Source organism: Pseudomonas sp. LBUM920, from assembly GCF_003852315.1.
Taxonomy (GTDB): domain Bacteria; phylum Pseudomonadota; class Gammaproteobacteria; order Pseudomonadales; family Pseudomonadaceae; genus Aquipseudomonas.
The window spans coordinates 3,689,403-3,711,098 of the sequence record NZ_CP027762.1 but is presented as its reverse complement, the minus strand read 5'-3'; the positions used below and the strand labels follow the sequence as shown (position 1 = coordinate 3,711,098).

The following is a 21,696-nucleotide window of genomic DNA, read 5'->3' as shown; positions in this document are numbered from 1 at the left end:
GCGAAGGCGGCGGCCCTGTCGATACAGGGGGGACTGACACACCGCTATCGCAGGCAAGCCAGCTCCCACATTTGAGCGGTGCGGTCTTGGTGTTTACGCACCACCCTAAGCCCTGCCGCCGCAACCATTGCCGCGAATTTTTACCTGGTGTACGCGAGGCAAAATGTGGGAGCGGGCTTGCCCGCGAAGGCGGCGGCCCTGTTGATACAGGGGTGACTGACAGACCGCTATCGCAGGCAAGCCAGCTGCCACATCTGAACGGTGTCGCGCCTAAAGCTCGCGCACTACCCGAAAGCCAATCCAGTCGCCGCGCGTTTGCGGGTAGATGTTGTTGCGGTTGCCCGAGCGAGAAAACACGGGCGCTTCGCCCCAGTCGTTGCCGCGAATCTGGTAGCTCTCGCAGTTAGGTTCCACCCAGGCGCTGCCGTCGGTGGGGGCGCCGATGTAGTTGGGGTGCTCGCAGTCGGCGACCCGCTCATAGACATTGCCATGCATGTCGTACATGCCAAACGCATTCGGCGGGTAGCTGCCGACCGGCGAAGAGTAGCTGTAGCCATCCGCCGGGCCGTAGGTGTTGGCATGTTCGGCGATGCTGTAACCCTTGCCCTCATCGAAAGGAAACGGAAACGGTCCGGCGGTGCCGGCACGCGCCGCATATTCGCGCTGCGCTTCGCTGACCATCTGGTACGTCTGCCCGGTCTTTTTCGACAGCCAGGCCACGTAATGTTTGATGTCGTCCATGTCCATGCACACCGCCGGCTGGCGCGGGCCCTGCGGGTAGCGTGGCTTGCTGGCGATGCATTCGCGCCCAGGGCGGGTGTCGCCGTCGGCGATCTTGACGCCGGTCTGGCGGATATAGCTGTCCCATTCACCGGCGGTGATATGGAAACGGCTCATGGCGAAGGGTTTGGCGAAGGTCACCTCATGCATCGGGCCTTCGTCGGGCTCGCGGCCGACTTCGTCTTCCGGGGTGCCCATGGTAAAGGTGCCGGCCGGCAGCACGACCATTTCCGGGCAGTCCTTGCAGTCTTTGAATACTTTGCCCGGTTGCGCGGTGGCGGCCTGGGCCAGGCCTGGCAACAGCGCGCCGCACAGGGCGGTCAGCGCCAGGGCAGTGAGGGGCTTGAGTCGGGATGGAGTCATGTGGGCATCTCGTTCAAAGGAAAAAGGGGTCACAGCCGTTGGCTCAGCAAGCTCATGAAACGCTGGATTTCATCCGAGCTGTTGAGCAGGCCAGGGGAGGTGCGAATCACGGGGCCGACATCACGGTCCACCGCATCGATCACCACGCGGTTTTTCATCATGTGGGCGACCACGGCCTCGCTGTCCTGGCCCTTGACGCGGAAGAAGGTAAAACCGGCTGAGAGGGCAGGGCTGCGCGGCGTCACCAGCTCGATTTGCGGGTGTTCCAGCAAACGGCTCTTCAATTCGCTGTTGAGCGCGTGAATACGCGCCTGCACTTGGGGCTTGCCCAACTGCAAATGCAACTTGAAGGCTTCGTCCACCGCCCAGCGATGCTCAAAAGCGTGGAAACCGCCGGGCGTCATGGTGGTGGCGAAATTGGTGTCTTCGGAGAAGGTCGGCACCATCGGCGTCACGTATTTGTTTTCGGCGTCGCGGGCGCACACCAGGCCGGTACCGCGCGGGCCGAACATCCATTTATGCGTGCCGGCGATAAAGAAGTCGCAGTGCATGTCGGGGAAGTCGAGGTTTTCCACGCCGAAGCCGTGCACGCCGTCCACCACGTAGAGAATGCGGTCGTTTTCATCGCGGTTACGGTTGAGTGCGTCCACCAGCCTGCCGATCTCGCCAATCGGTAGTTTCACGCCGCTGCCCGACTGCACCCAGGTCATGCCCAGCACGCGGGTGTTGGGGCGAATACTGCGCTGGATATTGCTGAGGATTTCATCGGCAGACACGCGACTGGCGTCTTCGAACAGCGTGAACCTGCGCACCTGCGTGCCTTGCTTGAGCACGCGAAAATCCAGAGCGTACTGGGTGGCGTAGTGCTCGTGCACGGTGGTGAGAATTTCCTGGTCGGGCCGCAGCTTTATCCCGCCGTAGATCATCGCCAGCCCTTCGGAGGTGCTGCCGGTGAGGGCAATTTGCGCCGGCTTGGCGTTCAAGTAGCGACCGGCCCATTCCCGTACCTGGCCTTCGCGTTTCCAGGTTTCCTCAAGGCCCCAGTCCATCGCCAGCCCTGGGTTGCGGTCGATCTGCTGGCGGTAGCGGTCGATCGCCTCGCGCACCGGCTTGGGGTGCGAGGCCACCAGGAAATTGGAGAAGTGCAGGTAGTTCGGGTCCTGGTTGAACAGCTGTTTCAATCCCGTCCATGGGGCGTTCGCAGCGGGTGCCGGGCTGTCGGCCAGTGCTTGAGGCATCAGCGCAGCGCCCAGCGGCAGGCTGGCGGCGAAGACACCGGCCTGTTTGAGAAATGTACGGCGATCAGTCATGGACGTGCTTCTAGGCGGTTAGCGGTTGGCCAAGGGCTTGGCGGCTTTTTGTACCTGGTCCCATACGCGCAGGAAGTTGCCTCCCCACAGCTTGGCGATATCGGCTTCGGAGTAGCCACGCTGGATCAGCTCGGCGGTGACGTTGCGCACCTCGCCGACGTTCTCCCAGCCCTGGATGCCGCCACCGTCGTTGAAGTCCGACGAGATGCCGACGTGATCGATGCCGATCTTGCGCACGGTGTAGTCGATGGCGTCGCCCCAATCCTTGAGGGTGGCCTTGGGTTCTTCTTCGAGAATGCCGTACAGGCCTTGGGCGTACTGGCCGAACTTCTGCTCGGGCCAGGCGGCAATGATTGCGTCGCCGGGCATCAGGGCCATGGCCAGGTTGGGCAGCGGCGGCAAATCGAAACGCGCGCGCAGGGTGTTGAGCTTGTCCTGGGTCGGTTGGCTCAGCGGACGCAAATAGGCGGGAAAGCCCACCACTTGAACCACGCCGCCGCTGTTCTTGATCAGTTGCAGTTCTTTGTCGCTGAGGTTGCGCGGGATATCCACCGACGCCCGCGGCGCCGAGTGGGACGCCACCATCGGCGTGCGGCTCAGCTGTGCCACTTGCTCCAGCGCCTTGGTCGACATTTGCGACACATCGATGATCACGCCCAGGTCATTGAGGCGATGCACCGCCTGCTGACCGATGGGCGACAGCCCTTCGAGGGCGTCGGTCGAATCGTTGAAAAACGGCAGTGGGCGCGACGAGTCGGACCAGGCGTTGTTGCCGATATAGCTGAAGCCGAACATGCGCATGCCGCGCGTCGCCCACAGGTCCAGTTGGTTCAGGTCATCGCCCAGCGGGTAGGCGTTGAGCATGCTGATAAACACCGCAAATTTGCCCTCACCGTGCAGGCGGCGGAAATCGTCCGGGGTGTAGGCGATGCCGACCTGGTTGGGAAAGTCGCGCACCATGCCGGAGATGATCTTGTAGCGCACCTCTTGCTCGTGGCGGGCCTCCTCGACAAAACCAGCGGTGGGCTTATGCGGCGCGTTGGGGCCGTTCCAGATTTCCGGCCAGCCGAAAATCGTCAGGGCGGCGCCCGACAAGCGCCCGCGTGCCGCCTTGGCCAGGTCGAACTGGCCGCTGCCATCTTTGTCGGCCTCATTGCCGGCCGTGCCGAAATCCATCGGCACCGTGATGTGGCTGTCGAACGACAGCAAGCGGTCCTGCATTTCATTGGCTTGCTTGATCACCTCCAACGGGTAACCGGCATTGCCGCGAAACCAGTGGTCCCAGACCAGAAAGCCAGCCCCGGCGCCGATGGCCAATGCCAGCGGCAGGCCGATCAACAGCGCCTTTTTCGAACGTGGTTTTGTCATTGCCATCTCAGTCAGTTGAGGCCTTTGCTATCAGGGAAGAACGAGCCATGGCCGGGGAAATTTAGGCCCGCTTCGCGCGGCGGTAAATTTGCGAAGGCTGCAAACGTTCTAGCTCTGATTAAGCCGTTTCCTAAGGTAGACAATGACGATCTCTCGACGTGGGTTCATCGCAGGCCTGGCGCTGACGGGCGCTGCCGTGCCGGCAGCCTTTTATGCCCATCGCGAGCTGACGCGTGAAGAAGAATTCCCCATCACCCCGGGCGAGGCCACAGTGGATTTGGCCGACACCGATGGCCAGCACTTGGCGAACATCTTGCGCGGTGTGTGGAGCCTGCGCCTGGAAGGCCGCGACGCCGGGCTAAAGGGCTTGCCGCTGCAAGGCCTGGAACTGCTGCTGGACATCGCCCCGCGTGGCCGTGGCCTGCGCGGCTACCTGGACACTGCTGAAAACCTGCGCGCCGAAGGTGAACCGCGTTACCGCGTACTCGGTGATGTGCTGACAGGCGAGGGCGCCTTGCTTTACTGGCGCCTGATCGACCGCGAGGCGGCCGACGGCGCACCGGCCTATGAATTCAAGATGACACTCGATGAAGTCTGGGCCGACTTCGCTAACGCCGGCAGCAGCACCCTCAGCGGGCAGATCCTCAACCTCGACCGCCCCTTGGCATTGACCGAGCGTGACAACCGCTTTATCGCCCACAAACAGCTGTTTCCCGAAGCGCGCCAACGCATCGGCCTGAACCCGACGCTGCTGGCCTGGCTGATTTCGCCGGAGCACCGCCTGTTTCACCAACTCTGGCACGCCACCCGCGACCAGTGGCACAAGCTCTCGCAAGAAAAGCGTGACGCCTTGCGCGGCATCGGCTGGCAGCCCGGCCCGCGCGGCCAGGAACGCGACGCACGCGGCAAACGCAAAGATCGCAACGGCTCGGGCATCGACTTCTTTTTCATGCACCGGCATATGCTTGGCAATGCGCGTTCCATGCAAGATTTGCCGTCGTGGCCGCAATTCCCCGAGCCACAGCCGGCGCTGGAACGCGACCGTCTGGGCTTTGTGCGTTACTTCGATAACCACGACGGCTTCGCGCTGCCGCCCTGTTGGTCGGCGCCGGATGACAGCGAATACACCCAATGGGTCAGCGATATCAAGGCGGCCCAGACGTACCACAGCAACTTTCAGGTCTGGGAGTCCCAATACCGCGACCCACGTTACCTGGCCAAGCTGAGCCTTGGGCAATTGGGTTCCGAGATGGAGTTAGGCCTGCACGACTGGCTGCACATGCGCTGGGCCTCGGTGCCGCGTGATCCGTCCAACGGCGCGCCGGTGCCGTTCGCCCGCGACCCGTCGGACTTTGCCGCGCGTTGGTATGCGCCGGAGAACGACTTTCTCGGTGATCCGTTTTCATCCCATGTAAACCCGGTGTTCTGGCATTTCCACGGCTGGATTGATGACCGCATCGAAGATTGGTTTCGCGCCCACGAGCGCTTCAACCCCGGTGAGGTCAGCCGGCTGCAAGTCAATGGCGTGAACTGGTTCGCGCAGGGGCGTTGGGTGGAAGTCGGCGATCCGTGGCTGGGGCCGGACACCCACGGCTGCAGCACCACGCCGGGGTTGCAGATGGGCAGGTCGATGGAGATGGACCCGGAGACCATGAAGCTGGCGCTGCGTATTACCTTTGCCGCTGAGGACGAAGGCTTGCAGGCATTGTTCAAGCGTGTGCCGAGGCGGCCCTGGTACGCACGGCACTTGAAGGTCAAGTAACGCCAGGGACGTTGGGCCAGAGATCGGCCACCAGGAACAGGCGTTCGGCTTCTTCCCAATCCTCGCCATTGCGCACAAGGCGCACCAACAACTGCGCGGGTGCCATCGGGTCCAGCGCTGCCAGCCAGCCTTGCATCTGCTGCTCACTCCAGACCTCAGCCTGCGTGTAGTGCGCCGGTGCCAGCCAGGCATGCCTGGGCAGCGGTTGCCAGCGCCCCGGCGGGCTGGCACTGACCAGCGCCGGCCAATCGCGCTGATGCAGCCAGCGCCCCCGCAGATGCTGCGGATGGGCGCCGTGCGGTGGCTCGGCCTGGCCGGGCCACGGATAGAGCAAATACCCGCCAAGCCACAAATGCGCATCGAACTGCTGGATATCCAGCGCCGCCAGCGCCTCGCGGCTTTCCGCGCGTGCCGAAATCGGCAGTTGGTGCTGGGCCAGATGCGCCAGCTTGCGGTCCAGCCGGTCATGGCATCCCGGCCCCAGCCATTGCGCGGTATCCAGACCGTTGCCGTCCTGCGGCCCGAGATACAGTTTGATCGCCAGTTCCAGGTGGTGCACGCCATCGCGGTCGCGCAGCAGCATGTCCAACTCGCCCAAGGTATGCCCGGCGCGGCGGATCGGCAGGTTGGCGGCGAGCAATTCCACGCCCGGCGCATGCTGCACGGCAAATTGCCACAGGCGCTCGTAGTACAGGCCCAGGCGCCGCGTGCGGGCAAGGCTTAGCCAATGCTGCAAGGCGCTGCTGTCTTGATCAAGCGCGCGTAACCATTGCTCCAGCAGGTGGGGTGCCTGTACCCAGTCACTGCCGGCCAGCGGGTGGCGCTGCTGCCAGGGCGTTTGCGCGAGCATCGGCGGGGCAAGCATCACCCACGCCAGGTCGCGCACCTCGGGGTGCCGCAACTGGCGGGGCAGGTTGTGCAGATCCGGGAACACAGTCATGGTCCGAGCATAGCCGTTTAACGTCTGTTGGGGTGGCTGAGAACCATTGTCATCGAGGGTTCACGGCTACAAAGGATTTTGCCTGACGCGGCCTTTCGCCCATAATCGTTGTTTTTGCCACACCCCACATCCCGCAGGAGCCCCATGGAGCAATTTCGCAATATCGGCATTATCGGTCGCCTGGGCAGTACCCAGGTGCTGGACACCGTCCGCCGACTGAAAAAGTTTCTGCTCGAGCGCCACCTGCACGTGATCCTCGAAGACACCATCGCCGAAATCTTGCCGGGCCATGGCTTGCAAACCTCGTCGCGCAAAATGCTCGGTGAAGTCTGCGACATGGTGATTGTGGTCGGCGGCGACGGCAGCCTGCTCGGCGCAGCCCGGGCGTTGGCGCGGCATAATGTGCCGGTGCTGGGGATTAACCGCGGCAGCCTGGGCTTCCTGACCGATATCCGTCCCGATGACCTTGAAGTTGAAGTGGCCAAGGTGCTCGACGGCCATTACCTGGTCGAAAACCGCTTCCTGCTGCAGGCCGAAGTGCGCCGCCACGGCGAAGCCATCGGCCAGGGCGACGCGCTCAACGACGTGGTGCTGCACCCCGGCAAGTCGACGCGCATGATCGAGTTCGAGCTGTATATCGACGGCCAGTTCGTGTGCAGCCAGAAGGCCGACGGCCTGATTGTGGCCACGCCGACCGGTTCCACGGCGTACGCGCTGTCGGCCGGCGGGCCGATCATGCACCCCAAGCTGGATGCCATTGTGATCGTGCCGATGTACCCCCATATGTTGTCCAGCCGGCCAATTGTGGTCGATGGCAACAGTGAGCTGAAAATCGTGGTGTCCAAAGACATGCAGATCTACCCGCAAGTCTCCTGTGACGGGCAGAACCATTTCACGTGCGCCCCCGGTGACACCATCACCGTGAGCAAAAAGGCGCAGAAGTTGCGGTTGATCCACCCGCTGGACCACAACTACTACGAAGTGTGCCGCACCAAGTTGGGCTGGGGCAGCCGCTTGGGGGGTGGAGGCGACTGATGCTCGATCCCGCGCGTAGCTACGACCTGATTGGTGACGTGCACGGGTGCGCTCATACCCTTGAGCACTTGCTCGACCGGCTGGGCTACCACAAACAGGGCGGCACCTGGCGCCATCCGACGCGAATGGCGGTGTTCCTCGGCGATATCATCGACCGTGGCCCACGCATTCGCGAGGCGCTGCATATTGTCCACGACATGGCCGAGGCCGGTCAGGCGCTGTGCATCATGGGCAATCATGAATTCAACGCGCTGGGCTGGAGCACGCCCGCGCCGCCGGGCAGTGGCAAGCAGTTTGTGCGCGAGCACAACCCACGCCACGCGCGGTTGATCCACGAGACCCTGACCCAGTTCGAGCACCACCCGGCCGACTGGCACGACTTTCTCGGCTGGTTCTATGACATGCCGCTGTTTGTCGATGCCGGGCGTTTCCGTGTGGTGCACGCGTGTTGGGACGAGGGCTTTATCCAGCCGCTGCGCGCGACCTTTCCGGATGGCTGCATCGACCAGCACTTTTTGCAGGCCGCCGCCGTGCCGGGCAGTTTTGCCTGCAACGCCTTCGACCGCTTGCTGCGCGGCACCGACATGCGCCTGCCGGACGGCCTGACGCTGACCGGTGGCGATGGGCTGACGCGCTCGTTCTTTCGCACCAAATTCTGGGAAGACGACCCGAAAACCTACGGCGACATCGTGTTCCAGCCCGATGCGCTGCCGGAACCGGTGGCACGTACGCCGCTGTCGTCGACTGAAAAAAATTCCCTGCTGCGCTATGGCATCGACGAGCCGTTGCTGTTCGTCGGCCACTACTGGCGCAGCGGCAAACCCGCGCCGATCCGCCCGAACCTGGCTTGCCTGGATTACAGCGCCGTGCTGTACGGCAAGCTGGTGGCGTATCGGCTGGACCAGGAAACCCAGCTGGATCCGCGTAAATTTGTATGGGTCGACGTTGAGCGCCCTGAGGTTATTTCATGAGCACCGTAGCTGTTTTGCGCTTGCCGCTGAGTGTCGATCTGGCGGGTTTCGTCAAGTTGCTGCAACGCATGCAAGTTCCCCATCGTGTCAGCGAAGAGGCCGGCGAGCAGGTGTTGTGGGTGCCCGAAACCATCAGCGAAGACGTGCGCGTGTTGTACCAACGCTTTCCCGCCGGTGACCCGGACCAGCAACTGGACATCCCCGAGCGGGCGCCCGTTACGCGCCCCAGTTTTGTTCAGCAGGTGCGCCACAGCCCGGTGACAGCGCTGGTGCTGCTGGCGAGCATCATTGTCGGTGCGGTGACGTTGCTGGGTGAAAACCTGCAAACCATGAGCTGGCTGACGTTTTTGCCGTTCCATGTGACGGGCGAGTACCTTCAGTTCACGCCCTTTGCCGAGACCATGGCGTCGGGGCAATGGTGGCGGTTGGTTACGCCGATGCTGATCCACTTCGGCATCCTGCATTTGGCCATGAACGGCATGTGGTACTGGGAACTCGGCCGGCGCATTGAGGTGCGCCAGGGCAGTATCAACCTGCTGGGCCTGACCCTGTTGTTCAGCCTGGTGTCCAATTACGCGCAATACGCCTATGGCGGCCCGAGCCTGTTTGGCGGCCTGTCCGGCGTGTTGTATGGCTTGCTGGGGCATTGCTGGATTTTCCAGTTGCTGTCGCCCAACCCGGCTTATCGCCTGCCTCGCGGGGTGCTGGCGATGATGCTGATATGGCTGGTGCTCTGCATGTCGGGGCTGATCTCGATGATCGGTTTCGGCGAAATCGCCAACGCGGCTCATCTGAGCGGCTTGGTCATCGGTTGCCTGACGGGTTTGCTGGGTGGGTTGTACAACCGCCGCAAAGCCTCCATTTGATAAGGAAGAGCCTAATGTCCTCTTTTGCTGAAATGATCGAAAACATCACCCCGGACATCTACGAGAGCCTCAAGCTCGCCGTGGAAATCGGCAAGTGGTCCGACGGCCGCAAGCTCACCGCCGAGCAGCGCGAGCTGTCGCTGCAAGCGGTGATCGCCTGGGAAATCCAGAACCTGCCCGAAGAGCAGCGCACCGGCTACATGGGCCCGCAGGAATGCGCGTCGAAATCGGCACCGGTGCCGAACATTCTGTTCAAGTCGGATGCGATCCATTGATTGAAATTGGTCGCGGTGCAGTCAGCAAAATGTCGGCGCAACTCGGTGAGCCGACCGTTCAATACGCGTTTCGCCTTGGCGATACCGAGGTGCCGGTCAACCCGTTGATCGGCACGCACGTGCGCCTGGAATACCTCGGCGCCATTCATTGCAGCCATTGCGGGCGCAAGACCAAAACCAGTTTCAGCCAGGGTTACTGCTACCCATGCATGACCAAACTGGCCCAGTGTGACCTGTGCATCATGAGCCCCGAGCGTTGCCACTACGACGCCGGCACTTGCCGTGATCCGGGCTGGGGTGAGCAATTCTGCATGACCGACCACGTGGTCTACCTGGCCAATTCGTCTGGCATCAAGGTCGGCATCACCCGCGCCACCCAGCTGCCGACACGTTGGCTGGACCAGGGCGCCAGCCAGGCGCTGCCGATCATGCGCGTGGCGACCCGCCAGCAATCCGGCTTCGTCGAAGACCTGTTTCGCAGTCAGGTGGCCGACAAGACCAACTGGCGCGCACTGCTCAAGGGCGATGCGGTGGCGGTGAACCTGACCGAAGTGCGCGATGCGCTGTTTGCCTCGTGCGCCGAAGGCCTGCAGAGTTTGCAGGAACGCTTTGGCCTGCAGGCCATCCAAACGATTGCCGACATTGAACCGATCGAAATCCGCTACCCGGTCGAGCAGTATCCGACCAAGATCGTCAGCTTCAACCTGGACAAGAACCCGATTGCCGAAGGCACGCTGTTGGGGATCAAGGGCCAATACCTGATCTTCGACACCGGCGTTATCAACATTCGTAAGTACACGGCCTACCAGCTCGCCGTGCATCAGTAAAAGGATGCCACCCATGCGCACCGAACAACCGAAGATGATTTACCTGAAGGACTATCAGGCGCCGGACTACCTGATCGAAGAGACGCACCTGACCTTCGAGTTGTTCGAGGACCACAGCCTGGTCCACGCGCAGCTGGTGATGCGCCGCAACCCCGAGCGTGGTGCGGGCCTGCCGCCGCTGGTGCTCGATGGCCAGCAGCTTGAACTGCTGACCGTCAACCTGGGCGACCGTGAGCTGAGCGAAGCCGACTACCAGTTGACCGACAGCCACCTGACCCTGCACCCGACCCGCGAGACCTTCACGGTCGACACCAGCGTGCGCATCCACCCGGAAACCAACACCGCGCTGGAAGGCCTGTACAAATCCAGCGGCATGTTCTGCACCCAGTGCGAGGCCGAAGGTTTTCGCAAGATCACCTATTACCTCGACCGCCCGGACGTGATGAGCACCTTCACCACCACGGTGATCGCCGAGCAACACAGCTACCCGGTGCTGCTGTCCAACGGCAACCCGATTGCCAGCGGCCCGGGTGAAGACGGGCGCCACTGGGCGACCTGGGAAGACCCGTTCAAGAAACCGGCCTACCTGTTCGCGCTGGTGGCCGGCGATTTGTGGTGCGTCGAAGACACCTTCACCACCATGACCAGCCGTGAAGTGGCGCTGCGCATCTACGTCGAGCCGGAAAACATCGACAAATGCCAGCACGCCATGAATAGCCTGAAAAAATCCATGCGCTGGGACGAAGAGACCTACGGCCGCGAGTACGACCTCGACATCTTCATGATCGTGGCGGTCAACGACTTCAACATGGGCGCCATGGAGAACAAGGGCCTCAATATCTTCAACTCCAGCGCCGTGCTGGCGCGCGCAGAAACCGCCACTGACGCTGCGCACCAGCGCGTCGAGGCGATCGTCGCGCACGAATACTTCCACAACTGGTCGGGCAACCGCGTGACCTGCCGCGACTGGTTCCAGCTGTCACTGAAGGAAGGCTTCACGGTGTTCCGTGATTCCGGCTTCTCCGCCGACATGAACTCGGCCACGGTCAAGCGCATCCAGGACGTGGCGTACCTGCGTACTCACCAGTTCGCTGAAGACGCAGGCCCGATGGCGCACGCCGTGCGCCCGGACAGCTTCATCGAAATCTCCAACTTCTACACCCTGACCGTGTACGAAAAGGGCTCGGAAGTGGTCGGCATGATCCACACCTTGCTCGGCGCTGAAGGCTTCCGTAAGGGCAGTGATCTCTATTTCGAGCGCCATGACGGCCAGGCCGTGACGTGCGACGACTTCATCAAGGCCATGGAAGACGCCAACGGCGCGGACCTGACCCAGTTCAAACGCTGGTACAGCCAGGCCGGTACACCGCGTCTGGCGGTAAGCGAGTCCTACGACGCCGCTGCCAAGACCTACATCCTGACCTTCCGTCAAAGCTGCCCGCAAACCCCGGACAAAGTTGAAAAGCTGCCGTTCGTGATCCCGGTGGCGCTGGGCCTGCTGGACGCCAACGGCGCCGGGATTGCCTTGCGCCTGGCCGGTGAGGCCAGCGCTGGCGCCACGTCCCGAGTGATTTCGGTGACCGAAGCCGAGCAGACCTTCACGTTCGTCGATATCGCCGAACAACCGCTGCCGTCGTTGCTGCGCGGGTTCTCGGCGCCGGTGAAACTGAGCTTCCCGTACAACCGCGACCAACTGATGTTCCTGATGCAACACGACAGCGACGGGTTCAATCGCTGGGATGCCGGCCAGCAACTGTCGGTGCAAGTGTTGCAGGAGCTGATCGGACAGCATCAAGCGGGTCAGCCGTTGAAGCTGGATCAACGCCTGATCGACGCGCTGCGCACGGTGTTGAGCGATGAAAGCCTGGATCAGGCGATGGTCGCCGAGATGCTCTCGCTGCCAAGCGAGGCCTACCTGACTGAAATCAGTGAAGTGGCGGACGTCGAGGCCATCCACGCCGCCCGTGAGTATGCGCGCAAGCAGCTGGCCGACAACCTCTATGAATCGCTGTGGCTGCGCTACCAGGCGAACCGCGAGCTGTCCAAGCAGACACCTTACGTGGCGGCGGCCGAGCACTTTGCCCGTCGCGCCCTGCAGAACATTGCGCTGTCGTACCTGATGCTCAGCGGCAAGCAGGAAGTGCTGGCGGCAACGCTGGACCAGTTCGACACCAGCGACAACATGACGGAGCGCCTGACGGCGCTGGCCGTGTTGGTCAACTCGCCGTTCGAGGCGGAAAAGGCGCAGGCGTTGGCGGTGTTTGCCGAGAACTTCAAGGACAACCCGCTGGTCATGGACCAGTGGTTCAGCGTGCAGGCCGGCAGCACCTTGCCTGGCGGCTTGGCGCGCGTCAGGGCGTTGATGGAGCACCCGGCGTTCACCCTCAAGAACCCGAACAAGGTGCGGGCGCTGGTCGGCGCGTTTGCCGGGCAGAACCTGATCAACTTCCACGCCGCCGATGGCTCGGGCTATCGTTTCCTGGCCGACCTGGTGATCCAGTTGAACGGGTTCAACCCGCAGATCGCTTCGCGCCAGTTGGCGCCGTTGACCCGCTGGCGCAAATACGATGGCGCGCGCCAGGCGCTGATGAAGGCGGAGCTGGAGCGCATTCGTGCCTCCGGTGAACTGTCCAGTGATGTATTCGAGGTGGTCAGCAAGAGCCTTGCGTAAAGTCTGCGATTAAAAAAACGGCCTGTTCGGGCCGTTTTTTTTTGCCTTAGATAACCGGTGGGCGAGGGGTGTCCAAGCTGGTGTCGATTGGGAAACGCTCGGCAATGATGGTGTGCGGAACGCCCAGCGGCTGGGCACTGGCGCCATCCAGGCGGGTCACGTGTTCGGCCGACAATTGCACGTTCAGTGCACCCAGGGTTGCATCGAGCTGCGCGCGGGTGCGTGAGCCGAGGATCGGGATCAGCGCGGTGGTCGAGCGTCGGGCTTTTTCGCGCAGCCAGGCAATGGCGACGTGGGTTGGGCTGACGTCGAGTTCGCCGGCGACTGCCAGCAGGGTGTCGAGTACTGCGGTTTCGCGGGCGCTCTTTTCCGAGTGGATCAGCATGCCCAGTTTGTTGGCGCGGTTGTCGTCCTGCGTTTCACGGTATTTGCCGGTGAGGAAACCACCGCCCAACGGCGACCACAGCGTGGCACCCAGGCCCAATGCTTCGGCCATCGGCAGCAACTCGCGGTCGGCGCTGCGCTCGGCCAGGCTGTATTCCACCTGGACGCCGATGATCGGCGCGAAGCTGCGCACTTCCGCCAACAGATCCGCGCGGGCAATGCGCCAGGCGGGAAAGTTGGACAGGCCGGCGTAGTGAATTTTGCCGGCACGCACCAAATCATCGAAGCCGCGCAGGATCTCTTCCATCGGCGTGACGTTGTCGCTCATGTGCGCCCAGAGCAGGTCGATGCGGTCGGTGTTCAAGCGCTTGAGACTCTCTTCGACGGCTCGCACCATGTTTTTGCGGTTGTTACCGAGCTTGAGCGTGCCTTCATCGGAAGGCTGGGTGCGCAGGCTGTATTTGGTGGCGACCACCAGGTTGTCGCGCTCGGCGGCGATAAACTCCCCCAGCAGTTTTTCGGCCTGGCCGAACTGGTAACCGTTGGCGGTATCCAGGAAGTTGCCTCCTGCTTCGAGATAGCCATCGAAGATCTGCCTGGCTTCGTCGCGCTCGGCGCCATGGCCCCAGCCTGTGCCGAAATTACCGGTGCCCAGAGCCAGTTCCGATACCTGCAGGCCGCTGCGGCGACCAAAGACTTTATTGCGCATACAAAGACTCCTGTGGGGTGATTTTTTACATGTCTTGAAACATGTATTTAATATGATCCGCGTAATTTATTCGGTCAAGAGGCTTTTTTACTGCTGACGTTTTCTGACAGGGGGCTCTGTTAAGCTGCGGCACTTTTTTCCTTTCTCGGCGGGTTTGACGTGTCGCGTACCACACGGTTGCTGACGTTGTTGCAGGCCCTGCGGGGCAAGAAACGCCCGGTGACTGCCGCTGTATTGGCAGCGCAACTGGAGGTGTCCGAGCGCACGCTGTATCGCGATATCGCTGAATTGACAGCGCTGGGGGCACCGATTTTTGGCGAGGCCGGGGTAGGGTATGTGCTGCGTAGCGGGCTGTTTCTGCCGCCATTAATGCTGAACGCCGAGGAAACCGAAGCGATCGTGCTGGGCCTGCGTTATGTCGATCAACGTGGCGACGATGTGCTGAGCCGCGCCGCGGCCAATGCGTTGGCGAAAATCGCCGATGTGCTCGATCCCGCCGCCCAGGAAGCGTTGCGCAACCCCACGCTGTTACCCGGCCCTCCGGGATTCGGTTACCCGGAAAATCGCGTGCCGTTGAATGTGTTTCGCGAAGCGATCCGCAATCAGGCCAAGCTGCACATCGATTACGCCGACGCCAGCCAAACCCAGAGCCAGCGCCTGATCTGGCCGCTGGCCCTGGGGTTTCTCAATGAAGTGCGCGTGATTGTGGCGTGGTGCGAGTTGCGCGGCGCTTATCGCACCTTTCGCACCTTTCGCACTGACCGAGTGGCCGCGGCCGACGCTCAGGGTGATCGATACCCTGGCCGACGCAGCGACCTGTTGCGAGCCTGGCGCAAGCTGATGGAGCAGAACGAGTCCGGGCCGTTTACTCCTGACAAAAACTGACACAACCCTGGCTTAGCATGGCGTCATACATCATTAAAAAGGAGCTGCGCCATGTCCCTTCCTGAATTGGCACCCGCGATTGTGGCCTACATCGCCGCGACCAATACTCGCAACACTTCAACCATTGACCAGTGTTTTGCCGCCGATGCCAATGTATTTGATGAGGGTGAGCATCAAGTCGGCACCGCCGCGATTGTGCGCTGGATGGAGGACACCGGGCGTCGCTATCAGCCCCGGGTTGAAGTGCTGAACGTGCAGCATCGCACCGGCAAAGTGTTGGTGAGCAATGTGGTTTCCGGTAATTTCCCCGGCAGCCCGCTGGCGCTGCGCTATACCTTTCGACTGAACGAGCAGGGCAAGATTTCACGGCTGGATATCTCTGTGTAAGTCATACTGGCGCGCATGACGTTCGACTCGCCACTCGCCGCTTATCAACACGCCACCACCCAGCAAGGTTTCGTCCCAGACGAGGCCCAGTGCCGTGCGGTTGAAGCCCTGCAACTCTGTCACGAAGCCCTGCACCAGGGCCGTTCGGCAGTGACCGGTGTTTACCTGTGGGGGCCGGTGGGACGGGGCAAGACCTGGTTGATGGACCAGTTCTATCAAAGCCTGCGGGTGCCAGCACGCCGTCAGCATTTTCATCATTTCATGGGGTGGGTGCATCAGCGTCTGTTTCAACTCACGGGTATCCAGGACCCGCTGCAGGCATTGGCCCGCGAGCTGAGCCAGGAAGTCCGCGTGCTGTGTTTCGACGAATTGTTCGTCAATGACATTGGCGATGCGATCATTCTCGGCCGTTTGTTCCAGGTCATGTTTGATCAGGGCGTGGTGATGGTCAGCACGTCCAATCAACCGCCAGATCAGCTCTACGCCGACGGCTTCAACCGCGAGCGCTTTGTGCCAGGCATCGAGGCGATCAAACAGCATATGCAGGTGGTGGCGGTAGACGGTGGCGAAGATCATCGTTTGCATCCCGGCGTGGGGCTGCAGCGCTACTGGGTGAGCCAGCCAGATGCGCTCGCTACGTTGTTCAAGCAATTGAGCGCAGGGCAGGCGGTGCGCAGCGGGCCAGTCAGTGTCGGCTTGCGCTCGATTGTGGCGGTGCAATGGTGCGACACGGTGCTCTGGTGTCGTTACGCGCAGCTGTGCGAGCAACCGTTGGCCGCCATGGACTTCATGCTGCTGTGCGATCGCTTCACGGCCATCCTGTTGGGAGACGTCCCCTGCTTGAGCGCGCAACAACGTCCGGCAAGGATTGCCCGCGGCACCGAAGACGCGGCCCAACGCGTGGTGGCCGGTGACCGCGAGCTGCCGCAGCTGTCGGTGCACGATGACAGCGTGCGACGCTTTATCGCGCTGGTGGACGAGTGCTATGACCGCAAGGTGCCCTTATACATCGAGGCCCAGGTGCCGCTTGAAAGCCTCTACACCGAAGGCTACCTGGAGTTTCCGTTCCGCCGCACGCTCAGCCGCTTGCAGGAGATGCAACTGCAGCGCTTCGGCACCTAGGAGTTTTTTTGCGCAGGGCGCGTGTTGTTCCGGCATAGGGGCGCATCTCGTCCAGGAACAAAGCGCTTTGATAAATAAAAGTGCAAAAAAAGGCGCCATCGAATGGCGCCAAGTTGACCTTTGCCAACGGAGCGGGATGGCACAGGGTAATGCGGATTAACTAAGTATTAAATCAGCTGTTGGGTTGCGGTTCTTCACTGGATTGTTCAGCCGTGCGGGTCTTTACATTCTTGCCATCGGCAATCGCTGTTTGGTCAGTGGTGCCATGAGTCTTCTGTTGCATGAAGGTGAAGTTGTTATAGAACTCCTTCGAGCGCTCTGAACCGCCTTCTGCAAAGGCGGCTACGGAAGTCAGGGTCATCAGGCTGGCAAGCATCAAGGTCGAAAGTTTCATGTGAGGTGTCCCCATTAAGTGTGATCGGTATCCGCCTCGTCCGTGATCAGATTCATGGGGCGATTGTGGGGAGATCTTATTAAGTGGGAATTAACGGGTTGGCGCCCCAAAGTTAACGATTTTGTTAACTTCGGGACCGCGATTTAAAGCCTCCAGTCCAGCGCAAGTGTGAGGGAACGCGGGTCGCCCCAATACACGCCATTATAAAAGCCGACACGCTCGTAATACTTTTTATCAAATAGATTGTTGATGTTAAGCGACGCTGAAACATGTTCGTCGAATTGGTAGCGCGACATCACGTTGACCACCGTGTAGGCCTGTTGGGTGATTCTGGTGCTCTGGGTGTTCAGGTCGCCTTCCTCGTTGCGGCCGCCTGTCGGTCGGTTAGCGAAAGCGTAAAAATCGCTCTGCCAATTAACCGCACCGCCCACCGTTAACCCGCGCCACTCACCCGGCAGGCGATAGGCCGTCGAGATTTTCGCAGGTTGAGCGGCAGGTTGGTGTTGTTGCGCTGCTTGTCACCGTTCGCCGAGTGGGTATAGGTATAGCCCGCCGACAGATTCCAGTCCGGCATGACCTCACCCGAGACCTCGACTTCAAAGCCCTGCACCTTGTTGCCTTGGCCGCTGGCGGTGTAGAACTGCTCGCGACTGACCGGGTCCGGCGCGGCGTTGTTGTCCAGTTCGGCCACGTTATCCTGAGTGCTCCAGAAATACGCCGTCGCCAGATTCAGGCGTTCGTTCAACAGGCTGCCTTTGAGGCCTATTTCGTAGTTGCTGCCCACCACCGGTTCCAAGTACTTCTTGCTGGAATCACGCGCGGTTTGCGGGTTGAAAATATCGGTGTAGCTGGCGTACACGGTGTATTCGGGTGTGAGGTCGTAAAGCAGGCCAGCGTAAGGCGTCCACATGTCGTTGTGGGTCTGGCGGGTTTTAGGGGATTGGGTCAGTTGGTTATCGGTGTTGTATTCAGGTGAGACGCTTTCGATTTCCCAACTGCCATAGCGGCTGCCCAATACGGCATGCAGCTGGTCGGTCAGGCTCAGGCGTGTGGCGAGGTAACCCGCCTTCTGTTTTCGGCTGCTGTGTTCACCCTTGAGGCCAGTGGTGCGGTCCGGGAACTTGGCGATGCCACTCATGTGTCGCCAATCTTCGATGTCCGTGTAGCCCTCGGGAATATTGATGCGCTGAAAGGGCGCCGTATCGCGCTGTTCGGATTCGCCATACCCGACCATCAATTCATGCTCGCGCCCCAGCAGCGAATAAGAACCGGCGATATTCAAATCCACCACGTCCATTTTCGATGTGCCGACCATCTGGTTGGTCCAGGCCGTCATGCCGCTGCCATCCGGATTGGGAAAGCCGGCGCCGCCGTAATACACCTTGCCGTCCGTGTCGCTTTGGCGATGGGTGTAGGCAGCTTTAAGGCGCCAGTCTGCGGACAGTCTGTGATCGATGGAGGCAAAGGTGGTTGTGTCTTTGAGTGGCCAGGAGCTCCAGTCGGTGGCCAGGTTGGCGGAGCGGGACAGCCGAGCCTTGCTGCCATCGCTGTTCCAATAGGGCAGGGTGCCCCAGGAGCTGCCCTGCACATGCTTGTTCTGGTAGTCCACGCCCACGGCAACAACGGTGTTGTCCGTCAGATCGGCTTCGAGGATGCCGTAGCCCACTTCCCGCTGCATCGCATAGCTGTCGCGAAAGGATTGGCTGTCACGGTACGCCAGCACTGTGCGGCCACGCAGGCGTCCGTCAAACGCCAATGGGCCGCCTACATCGATGTAGCTGTAGTAATTGTCATGGCTGGCACCGCTGACGCCGGTCTTGGCTTGCCACTCTGTGGTGGGGCGCTTGCGGATCATGTTGACGGTGGCAGAAGGGTCGCCCGCCCCGGTCGTCAGGCCGGTGGCGCCGCGCACAACCTCGATGCGGTCGTAGATGATGGTGTCGGCGTCGGACTTCATGCGGCCAAAGGTATTGAGCATGCCGTCGATCTGGAAGTTACTGATCGAGTAGCCGCGGGAAGAGTAACTCGCCCGGTCCGAATCCAGGTGCTGCACCGTAACGCCGGTGGTCTGGCGTAAGGCATCGGTGAGGGTATTGAGATTGAAGTCATCCATCTGCTGGCGGCTGATCACCGAAATGGATTGCGGGGTTTCCTTGATGGACAGGTTCAGCTTGGTGGCGGTGCTCATCGATCCGGTCGTGTAAGCCCCGGTGTGCTCGGTGGTGGTGCCCAGGCCTTCGGCGGTGATGCTGGTCGCACCCAGTTCATAGGCTCTGATCGGCGGGTGTTCGGGGTCTGTTTCAGCCATCAGGTCCGGGCTGGCAACGGCGCCGAACAGGCCAAAGGTGAGGGTCATGGAACGGGTAAAAGGTGCGAACATCGCAGCGGACTCCTTGTCGTCTTTGATGCCACCCCGGAAGGGAAGGCATGGCTCAAAGACGAAAGGAGCGGGGGAACTTTAGGCTTAAACGAGAATGATTGTTATCTTTGTGTTGCAGCGCCGGTGATTATTTGACCACCACTTCGGCGGCATCGACCTTCTTCGGCTTGATCAAGCTGAAATCAATAAGGCCTTTTTTCTGGCCTATATACGGGTCGCCAATCATCCGTGGGCGCGCCTTGAAGCTGTCATTGACCAGGCTTTTGCTGCGGTCCCATTCATCAAAGCTCAGCCCGGCCATGTCCGCCCAGGTGTGAATCAGTTGCGAGCTGCTGTAAGGGCGTTGCAGGTCACTGGCGAAACTCCAGTCGTGGGTTTCGCGCCACTTGGGCGAGGCGTACGCCATGAACGGAATGGTGTACATCGGTGCCGTCGGCTTGCCTTCGTTGCGCCCCAGCGTGCCATGGCCGGCGGAGTCGAAGACATCTTCGCCGTGGTCCGACAGGTACAGCAGGAACCCGTTGGGGTCGGTCTTGGCGTAGTCCTTGATCAGGCTTGATACCACGAAGTCGTTGTAAAGCACCGCGTTGTCGTAGCTGTTGTAGGTCGGCAGCTGCTGGTCGCTGATGCCTGGCGGTACGCCCTGACGATCGGTGAATTTGTCAAAGGTCGGCGGATAACGGTACTGGTAGCTCATGTGGGTGCCCAGCAAGTGCACCACGATGAACTTGCGCTCGGTGGGGTCGGCCAGGGCCTTGGCGAACGGCGCCAGCACATCGCCGTCGTACTGACGGGCGTTCTGGTTGCGGTTGTTATTGAGGTACACCTGCTCGTCGGCCTGTTCGGAAAAGGTCGTGAGCATGGTGTTGCGCTTGGTCATCGTCTGCTGGTTGGTGATCCAGTAGGTTTTGTAGCCAGCCTGTTTCATCACGCTGACAATCGACGGTGTCTTGAGGTACAGGTCAGGGTTTTCTTCGTCGGCGAAGGTCAGCACCTGCTGCAGCGCTTCAATCGTGTAGGGGCGCGGGGTGATGACGTTATCGAACACCGCCAGTTGGTCGCGCAGCTTGTCCAGTTCCGGTGTGGTATTGCGCGGGTAGCCGTAGAGGCTCATGCGCTGGCGGTTGGTGGACTCACCGATTACCAGTACCAGGGTCGACGGCTGGCCGGCCATGCTGTCCTTAAGGTTCTTCAGGGGCGGGATCTGGCTGGCGCTCGTGAGCATGCCTTGCATGCTGTTCAACTGTTCGGTGTAGCGGCGGTAGGCGACAATCATCTGCCAAGGCACGGCAGGCTCTACCCGCGACTCGAAGCCATCGATGGCCAGTTCCATGGTGGGGTTGGTTGCAATCTGTTTCACCAACGGATAACCGACCACCGCCAGGACAATCGCCGTGGCCGCCAGGATCGACTGACCACGCGGCAGGTAAACCGGACGCAGGCGAGTCCACAGGAAAATCGCCAGGGCGGTGTGGGCAATGAACGCCAGCACGATCCACCAGGCAAAGTATTGAGTGGCGTATTCGCCAGCTTCAGAAATGTTCGACTCGAACATGATGAAGATGACGCTTTGGGAAAATTCCTGCTGGTAAATGAAGAAATAACCCAGGCTGGCCATGGAGCAGGCCCACAGCACAACGCCGATCAAGGCGGCGAGCAGGCGCGTACGGCGCGGGAACAGCAGCATCGGCGCAAGCCAGAACGCACTCAGGAAAAAGGCTTGGCGAAATCCGCTGAAGCCGGAAGTGCCGGTCAGCTGGATCAGTAGTTGGGTAATGCCCGAGAAATACCAGAAAAACAGAAACAACCAGCCGAGGCCGGCCCAATCAAAGCCTTTCGCAGACTTCGTGCTGCGTTTAAACATCGCCATCCAGCGCTCCAACCCGATAATTGCCAGTTGCCGCGCAGGAATACGCGCAGCAGAGGGCTACCGCATGTGGGTGGCCCTATTCGGCGGGAGTATCGGGAGGAGGATGTGAAAACTTCGTGAGTTATTCCTGAACGGTTCGTTCAGCCCACGTTCAGCAAAGTGCGGGCTGGGGCCCGGACGTTTGGTTGATTTGCGCTTGAAGGTGTGAGCGCAGGCGCAGGACTTCCTGCTGCAGCTGATCGCGCTCGTCTTTCAACTGGCGCAGTTCGTCGCGACGGACGGTGACATAGAGGGTCTGTGGCGGGCGGATCGTCTGTGCTGTGCTCATTGCTTACCTCGCAAATAGCCGGTAGATCGCGGTGCCGGAACGCTTAATCGAGGTCCTCGGCAACAGTCG

General features: G+C 61.1%; 18 protein-coding genes and 1 pseudogene. 10 read left to right on the top strand and 9 right to left on the bottom strand.

The window, feature by feature from the left end; genetic code table 11:
- Positions 1 to 270 precede the first annotated feature (270 nt).
- From pvdO to pvdM, 3 genes are read right to left on the bottom strand one after another with little or no spacing between them, the layout of a single operon-like run.
- Positions 271 to 1,143, bottom strand: coding sequence for a dihydropyoverdine dehydrogenase (gene pvdO, locus C4J83_RS17295; protein ID WP_119735959.1), 873 nt, complete (start codon positions 1,141 to 1,143; stop codon positions 271 to 273).
- A 29-nt stretch (positions 1,144 to 1,172) separates the two neighbouring features.
- Positions 1,173 to 2,453, bottom strand: coding sequence for a pyoverdine-tailoring periplasmic protein PvdN (gene pvdN / locus C4J83_RS17290; protein ID WP_124417728.1), 1,281 nt, complete (start codon positions 2,451 to 2,453; stop codon positions 1,173 to 1,175).
- An 18-nt stretch (positions 2,454 to 2,471) separates the two neighbouring features.
- A complete protein-coding gene (gene pvdM, locus C4J83_RS17285) occupies positions 2,472 to 3,821 on the bottom strand; it encodes a pyoverdine-tailoring dipeptidase-like protein PvdM (protein WP_124417727.1) in 1,350 nt (449 codons plus the stop codon).
- Between the two features lie 142 nt (positions 3,822 to 3,963).
- Between pvdM and pvdP the strand changes: the two genes are divergently transcribed.
- A complete protein-coding gene (pvdP, locus tag C4J83_RS17280) occupies positions 3,964 to 5,583 on the top strand; it encodes a pyoverdine maturation tyrosinase PvdP (RefSeq protein WP_124417726.1) in 1,620 nt (539 codons plus the stop codon).
- Here pvdP and C4J83_RS17275 read toward each other — a convergent pair.
- Positions 5,576 to 6,523, bottom strand: coding sequence for a DUF1853 family protein (locus C4J83_RS17275; protein WP_124417725.1), 948 nt, complete (start codon positions 6,521 to 6,523; stop codon positions 5,576 to 5,578). The genes pvdP and C4J83_RS17275 overlap by 8 nt on opposite strands.
- Positions 6,524 to 6,667: 144 nt before the next feature.
- Between C4J83_RS17275 and C4J83_RS17270 the strand changes: the two genes are divergently transcribed.
- The 6 genes from C4J83_RS17270 to pepN are packed head-to-tail and all read left to right on the top strand — an operon-like array spanning position 6,668 to position 13,168.
- On the top strand, positions 6,668 to 7,558 hold the full coding sequence (locus C4J83_RS17270; protein ID WP_010210870.1) for an NAD(+) kinase: 891 nt from the start codon (positions 6,668 to 6,670) through the stop codon (positions 7,556 to 7,558).
- Positions 7,555 to 8,529 (top strand): metallophosphoesterase, encoded by a 975-nt coding sequence (locus C4J83_RS17265; protein WP_164487985.1) that lies wholly within the window; start codon positions 7,555 to 7,557, stop codon positions 8,527 to 8,529. The genes C4J83_RS17270 and C4J83_RS17265 overlap by 4 nt, the downstream gene beginning before the upstream one ends.
- Positions 8,526 to 9,395, top strand: a complete 870-nt coding sequence (locus C4J83_RS17260) for a rhomboid family intramembrane serine protease (protein WP_124417724.1) — start codon at positions 8,526 to 8,528, stop codon at positions 9,393 to 9,395. The genes C4J83_RS17265 and C4J83_RS17260 overlap by 4 nt, the downstream gene beginning before the upstream one ends.
- Before the next feature lie 14 nt (positions 9,396 to 9,409).
- Positions 9,410 to 9,670: a YeaC family protein gene (locus C4J83_RS17255; protein WP_017138108.1), complete on the top strand. Its 261-nt coding sequence runs from the start codon at positions 9,410 to 9,412 to the stop codon at positions 9,668 to 9,670.
- Positions 9,667 to 10,497 carry a DUF2797 domain-containing protein gene (locus tag C4J83_RS17250; RefSeq protein WP_124417723.1) on the top strand — a complete coding sequence of 277 codons (831 nt, stop codon included), beginning with the start codon at positions 9,667 to 9,669 and terminating at the stop codon, positions 10,495 to 10,497. Before C4J83_RS17255 ends, C4J83_RS17250 begins: the two co-directional genes overlap by 4 nt.
- Before the next feature lie 13 nt (positions 10,498 to 10,510).
- Positions 10,511 to 13,168: an aminopeptidase N gene (gene pepN, locus C4J83_RS17245; RefSeq protein WP_124417722.1), complete on the top strand. Its 2,658-nt coding sequence runs from the start codon at positions 10,511 to 10,513 to the stop codon at positions 13,166 to 13,168.
- 46 nt (positions 13,169 to 13,214) lie between these two features.
- Here the strand turns inward: pepN and C4J83_RS17240 are convergent, their stop codons facing one another.
- A complete protein-coding gene (locus C4J83_RS17240; protein WP_124417721.1) occupies positions 13,215 to 14,261 on the bottom strand; it encodes an aldo/keto reductase in 1,047 nt (348 codons plus the stop codon).
- Positions 14,262 to 14,420: 159 nt separating this feature from the next.
- On the opposite strand from C4J83_RS17240, the gene C4J83_RS17235 reads away from it, so the two are divergent.
- Genes C4J83_RS17235 through zapE form a run of 3 tightly spaced genes read left to right on the top strand, consistent with a single transcriptional unit; the run spans position 14,421 to position 16,655 of the window.
- Positions 14,421 to 15,146, top strand: a complete 726-nt coding sequence (locus C4J83_RS17235) for a helix-turn-helix transcriptional regulator (protein ID WP_124417720.1) — start codon at positions 14,421 to 14,423, stop codon at positions 15,144 to 15,146.
- 51 nt (positions 15,147 to 15,197) lie between these two features.
- Complete coding sequence (locus C4J83_RS17230) at positions 15,198 to 15,533, top strand: nuclear transport factor 2 family protein (protein ID WP_119735936.1); 336 nt, start codon at positions 15,198 to 15,200, stop codon at positions 15,531 to 15,533.
- Between the two features lie 15 nt (positions 15,534 to 15,548).
- A complete protein-coding gene (zapE, locus tag C4J83_RS17225) occupies positions 15,549 to 16,655 on the top strand; it encodes a cell division protein ZapE (protein WP_124417719.1) in 1,107 nt (368 codons plus the stop codon).
- 172 nt (positions 16,656 to 16,827) lie between these two features.
- Here the strand turns inward: zapE and C4J83_RS17220 are convergent, their stop codons facing one another.
- The 4 genes and pseudogenes from C4J83_RS17220 to C4J83_RS30525 all read right to left on the bottom strand — a co-directional run bounded on the left by C4J83_RS17220 (position 16,828) and on the right by C4J83_RS30525 (position 21,627).
- Positions 16,828 to 17,049, bottom strand: coding sequence for a hypothetical protein (locus C4J83_RS17220; protein WP_106579740.1), 222 nt, complete (start codon positions 17,047 to 17,049; stop codon positions 16,828 to 16,830).
- A gap of 143 nt (positions 17,050 to 17,192) precedes the next feature.
- A pseudogene (locus C4J83_RS17215) lies at positions 17,193 to 19,429 on the bottom strand (TonB-dependent siderophore receptor).
- A 127-nt stretch (positions 19,430 to 19,556) separates the two neighbouring features.
- Positions 19,557 to 21,299: a phosphoethanolamine transferase CptA gene (locus tag C4J83_RS17210; RefSeq protein ID WP_124417718.1), complete on the bottom strand. Its 1,743-nt coding sequence runs from the start codon at positions 21,297 to 21,299 to the stop codon at positions 19,557 to 19,559.
- Between the two features lie 151 nt (positions 21,300 to 21,450).
- Entirely contained in the window at positions 21,451 to 21,627 is a 177-nt protein-coding gene (locus C4J83_RS30525) for a DUF6026 family protein (protein ID WP_164487944.1), read from the bottom strand.
- Positions 21,628 to 21,696 lie beyond the last annotated feature (69 nt).

Excerpts from the sequence above, each read along its gene's own strand:
- C4J83_RS17255 (WP_017138108.1), top strand. The coding sequence starts at position 9,410 with ATGTCCTCTTTTGCTGAAATGATCGAAAACATCACCCCGGACATCTAC.
- zapE (WP_124417719.1), top strand. The coding sequence starts at position 15,549 with ATGACGTTCGACTCGCCACTCGCCGCTTATCAACACGCCACCACCCAG.
- C4J83_RS17240 (WP_124417721.1), bottom strand. The coding sequence starts at position 14,261 with ATGCGCAATAAAGTCTTTGGTCGCCGCAGCGGCCTGCAGGTATCGGAA.
- C4J83_RS30525 (WP_164487944.1), bottom strand. The coding sequence starts at position 21,627 with ATGAGCACAGCACAGACGATCCGCCCGCCACAGACCCTCTATGTCACC.
- C4J83_RS17210 (WP_124417718.1), bottom strand. The coding sequence starts at position 21,299 with ATGGCGATGTTTAAACGCAGCACGAAGTCTGCGAAAGGCTTTGATTGG.
- C4J83_RS17230 (WP_119735936.1), top strand. The coding sequence starts at position 15,198 with ATGTCCCTTCCTGAATTGGCACCCGCGATTGTGGCCTACATCGCCGCG.
- pepN (WP_124417722.1), top strand. The coding sequence starts at position 10,511 with ATGCGCACCGAACAACCGAAGATGATTTACCTGAAGGACTATCAGGCG.
- pvdM (WP_124417727.1), bottom strand. The coding sequence starts at position 3,821 with ATGACAAAACCACGTTCGAAAAAGGCGCTGTTGATCGGCCTGCCGCTG.
- C4J83_RS17260 (WP_124417724.1), top strand. The coding sequence starts at position 8,526 with ATGAGCACCGTAGCTGTTTTGCGCTTGCCGCTGAGTGTCGATCTGGCG.
- C4J83_RS17275 (WP_124417725.1), bottom strand. The coding sequence starts at position 6,523 with ATGACTGTGTTCCCGGATCTGCACAACCTGCCCCGCCAGTTGCGGCAC.
- C4J83_RS17220 (WP_106579740.1), bottom strand. The coding sequence starts at position 17,049 with ATGAAACTTTCGACCTTGATGCTTGCCAGCCTGATGACCCTGACTTCC.
- pvdN (WP_124417728.1), bottom strand. The coding sequence starts at position 2,453 with ATGACTGATCGCCGTACATTTCTCAAACAGGCCGGTGTCTTCGCCGCC.
- pvdO (WP_119735959.1), bottom strand. The coding sequence starts at position 1,143 with ATGACTCCATCCCGACTCAAGCCCCTCACTGCCCTGGCGCTGACCGCC.
- C4J83_RS17270 (WP_010210870.1), top strand. The coding sequence starts at position 6,668 with ATGGAGCAATTTCGCAATATCGGCATTATCGGTCGCCTGGGCAGTACC.
- pvdP (WP_124417726.1), top strand. The coding sequence starts at position 3,964 with ATGACGATCTCTCGACGTGGGTTCATCGCAGGCCTGGCGCTGACGGGC.